The 3,782-nt window shown below is 72.3% G+C and carries 5 protein-coding genes; 1 reads left to right on the forward strand and 4 read right to left on the reverse strand.

What is annotated here, in order from left to right; genetic code table 11:
• The first annotated feature begins 173 nt into the window (after positions 1-173).
• Positions 174-1,223 carry a sensor histidine kinase gene (locus ACTIR_RS0111010; protein ID WP_411431325.1) on the forward strand — a complete coding sequence of 350 codons (1,050 nt, stop codon included), beginning with the start codon at positions 174-176 and terminating at the stop codon, positions 1,221-1,223.
• Between the two features lie 108 nt (positions 1,224-1,331).
• Here ACTIR_RS0111010 and ACTIR_RS0111015 read toward each other — a convergent pair whose 3' ends face one another.
• From ACTIR_RS0111015 to ACTIR_RS22790, 4 genes are all read right to left on the reverse strand, one after another.
• Positions 1,332-1,673, reverse strand: a complete 342-nt coding sequence (locus ACTIR_RS0111015; RefSeq protein ID WP_007026859.1) for an RNA polymerase-binding protein RbpA — start codon at positions 1,671-1,673, stop codon at positions 1,332-1,334.
• A 55-nt stretch (positions 1,674-1,728) separates the two neighbouring features.
• Positions 1,729-1,959 (reverse strand): preprotein translocase subunit SecG, encoded by a 231-nt coding sequence (gene secG, locus ACTIR_RS0111020; protein WP_007026858.1) that lies wholly within the window; start codon positions 1,957-1,959, stop codon positions 1,729-1,731.
• A gap of 58 nt (positions 1,960-2,017) precedes the next feature.
• A complete protein-coding gene (tpiA, locus tag ACTIR_RS0111025) occupies positions 2,018-2,803 on the reverse strand; it encodes a triose-phosphate isomerase (protein WP_026454330.1) in 786 nt (261 codons plus the stop codon).
• Positions 2,803-3,782: phosphoglycerate kinase (locus ACTIR_RS22790; RefSeq protein ID WP_034239458.1), on the reverse strand; the 980-nt coding region annotated here is incomplete at its 5' end. The genes ACTIR_RS22790 and tpiA, both read right to left, overlap by 1 nt.

The raw sequence follows: 3,782 nt of genomic DNA on the forward strand, positions 1-3,782 counted from the left end.
ACGCGACGCCGGACCCGGTGTCGCCGGACCCGGTGTCGCCGGACCGGGCGCCGGAACCCGCGCCCCCACCCCGCGGTCCGGTGCGGCGACTGGTGGACCAGCTCGTCGGCACCGACCCGGACACCCAACGCCGCCCCGCCGTACCGGGATGGGTGGCCGACATCGCGTTCGTCGTGGTCGCACTCCTCGACGTCTGGCTGGTGGTGCCGGACGAGGCACCCCCGTACACGGTGTGGCTGTCCGCCGCGAGCTGCGCGGCGCTGCTGCTGCGCCGACCGCTGCCGTTCCTGGCGCTGGTGTTGGCGGTGCCGGGGTTCTTCGCGGGCTGGGCGCAACTCGCGGTGATGTTCGCCCTCGGCTCCCTGGCCACGCGCAAGCAGTGTCACTGGCACGTGTGGGTGGGGGCGGCACTGGTGTGGTGCTGCCGGTTCGTGCTCTGGCCGTGGTCGGAGATGCTGGCGTTGAGCTGGCGGATGCACGTGCTCGACGCGATCTACGGCGTCATCGTCGCGGGAATGCCGGTGGCGATCGGGCTGCTGATCGGTGCCCGGACGGAGCTGGCCACCCGGCTGGCCGAGCTCGCGGCGAGCCGGGACCGCGAACGGCAGCTGCACGCCCAGGCGGTACGCGCGGAGGAACGGGCCCGGTTGGCCCGGGAGATGCACGACGGGGTCTCGCACGACATCACCCTCATCGCGATGCAGGCCTCGGCCCTCTCGGCGGCCAGTGCCGACGACGAGACCCGGCGCACGGCGGCCACGATCCGCACCCTGAGCACCCGCACGCTGGAGGAACTGCGCACCCTGCTCGGGGTCCTGCGCTCGGACGCGGAGGACGGACCGTCACCGGACCTGCGGGACCTGGACGACCTCGTGCGGAACGCGGGGGTACCGGTGCGGCTCACGGCCGACGACCTGCCGGACACGCTGTCCGCGCAGGTGTCGGCGGCGGCCTACCGCACGGTCCAGGAGTGCCTGACCAACGTCCGCAAACACGCCCCGGGCGCCACCGCGCACGTCGACGTGACCACCTCGCCGGAGCAGGTGCGGGTGGAGGTGCGCAACGGGGCACCGTGCGCCTCGGCGGACACCCCGCTGCCCTCCGGCGGCGGGTATGGTCTCGCGGGCCTGGCCGAACGCGCCCGCCTGCTGGGCGGCGACGTCGACACCGGCACGACCCCGGACGGCGGCTTCCGCGTCCGCGCCCACTACCCCGTCACCTGACCCGGCGGGGTGTGCCGTGCAGGACCCCTTCCCCGCCCCGGACGCCGTGAAGGACTCCTTCGCCGCAGCACACGCAGCGAAGGAGTCCTTCACGGCACCACCGGTGCGTCAGGGCTCGCGGCGGCGCCGGATGCGGTCGAGGGCCTCGGCGAGGATCGCCTCGCCGTCGGCGTCGCTGCGGCGTTCCTTCACGTACGCGAGGTGCGACTTGTACGGCTCCGTGCGCGGAGCCGCCGGCGGGTTCTGCTCGTCCCGCCCCGCGGGGAGCCCGCAGCGCGGGCACTCCCACTCCCCCGGCGTCTCCGCGTCCACCGCGAACGACGGCCGGGATTCGTGCCCGTTGGCACACCAGTAGGAGATCCGGCGACGCGGGGCGGCCTCCCCCCGCTCCGCCTCGCCGGACGGACCCGCACCGATGCGCGTGCCCCGTATCGCGTGACCGCCAACCATGATCTCGTCACCCCACCAGTCAGTTGACGTACCCGCGCCGGGCACGCCGCATCGATCAGAGTTTCACGAGCAGGCCGAGTCCCACGATGGCGATCATCCAGACCGCCCCGAGCCCGAGTGTCATGCGGTCCAGGTTCTTCTCCGCCATGCTCGACCCGGACAGACTCGACTGCATCCCGCCACCGAACAGCGACGAGAGCCCGCCGCCACGGCCCCGGTGCAGCAGCACCGCGACGATCAGCAACACGCTGGAGACGATCAACAGGATTTGCAGGAACAGCTTCATGTCATCCTCTGTGTACTGCGGGTGGCGGAACTCCAGGGTAACGCAGGCGGCGCCCCCGTCAGGGTAGTGGGCCGCCCGCGGCGAGCGCGCACAGCTTCGTGAACTCGTCGCCGTCGAGGCTGGCCCCGCCGACGAGCGCACCGTCCACGTTGTCGCACTTGATCAGCTCGGCGATGTTGTTCGACTTGACCGAGCCACCGTAGAGCACGCGCACCTGCTCGGCGAGCTCGGCGCCGTACTTGCTCTCCAGGGCCGACCGCAGCGCCGCGCAGACCTCCTCGGCGTCCGAGGGGGTGGCGACCCGCCCGGTGCCGATCGCCCACACCGGCTCGTAGGCCACCACGACGTCGCGCACCTGCTCGGCCTTCAGCCCCTTGAGGCCCTCGATCAGCTGGCCGGTGGTGTGCGCGATGTGCTCACCCGCCTCGCGGACGTCGAGGGACTCCCCGACGCACAGGATGGGCGTCAGCTCGTGCTTGAACGCCGCGCGCACCTTGGAGTTCACGACGGCGTCGGTCTCGCCGTGGTGTTCCCGGCGTTCGGAGTGGCCCACGACCACCCAGGAGCAACCCAGCTTGGCCAGCATCGGCCCGGACACGTCCCCGGTGTGCGCGCCGGAGTCGTGCGGCGAGAGGTCCTGCGCGCCGTAGGTCAGCAGCAGCTTGTCCCCGTCCACCAGCGTCTGCACGCTGCGCAGGTCGGTGAACGGCGGCAGCACGGCCACGTCGACCTTCGAGTAGTACTTCTCCGGCAACGAGAAGGCGATCTTCTGCACCAGGGCGATGGCCTCGAGGTGGTTGAGATGCATCTTCCAGTTGCCGGCGATCAGCGGCTTGCGGCTCATCACTGCTCCTCACTCAGCACGGCGACGCCGGGCAGCTCGCGTCCCTCCAGGTACTCCAGCGAGGCGCCCCCGCCGGTGGAGATGTGCGAGAACCGCTGTTCGTCGAGCCCGAGCACCCGGACCGCGGCGGCGGAGTCCCCGCCGCCGACCACGCTGAACGCGTCCGCGTCCGCGATCGCCCGGGCCACACCCCGGGTGCCCTCGGCGAACGGTGCCATCTCGAACACCCCCATGGGGCCGTTCCAGAACAGCGTCCGCGCCGACGCGATCGCCGCGGAGAACTCGGCCACGGTCTCGGGGCCGATGTCGAGCCCCATCCAGCCTTCCTCCAGCGCCGTGGTGGCCACGGTGCGGGTGTTCGCCTCGGCCGAGAACGCGTCCGCGGCCACCACGTCGACCGGCAGCACGAGCTTGCCGCCCGCCTCGGCCAGCAGCCGCTCACAGGTGCCGACCATGTCCTGCTCCAGCAGCGACGAGCCGACCCCGTGGCCCTGCGCGGCGAGGAAGGTGAAGCACATACCGCCGCCGATGAGCAGCCGGTCCACCTTCGGCAGCAGCGCCTCGATCACCGCGAGCTTGTCGGAGACCTTGGAGCCGCCGAGCACCACGGTGTAGGGCCGCTCCGGATCGCCGGTCAGCGTCCGCAGCACCTCCAGCTCGGACAGCACGAGGCCGCCCGCGTAGGCGGGCAGTTCACGCGCCACCTCGTACACCGACGCCTGTTCGCGGTGCACCACGCCGAAGCCGTCGGAGACGAACGCGCCACCGGGGCCGGTCAGCGTGGCGAACTCGCGGGCGAGCTCGCCACGTTCGTCGGCGGACTTACTCGTCTCGCGGGGATCGAACCGCACGTTCTCCAGCAGGGCGACCTGCCCGTCGCCGAGCCCGTCGGCCACCGACCGCGCACCCGGGCCGACGACGTCGCCCGCGAGCGGGACGTCGGCCCCGAGCAGTTCGCCGAGCCGGTCCGCGACCGGGC

This window comes from Saccharomonospora iraqiensis subsp. iraqiensis (assembly GCF_000430445.1).
Taxonomy (GTDB): Bacteria; Actinomycetota; Actinomycetes; order Mycobacteriales; family Pseudonocardiaceae; genus Saccharomonospora; species Saccharomonospora iraqiensis.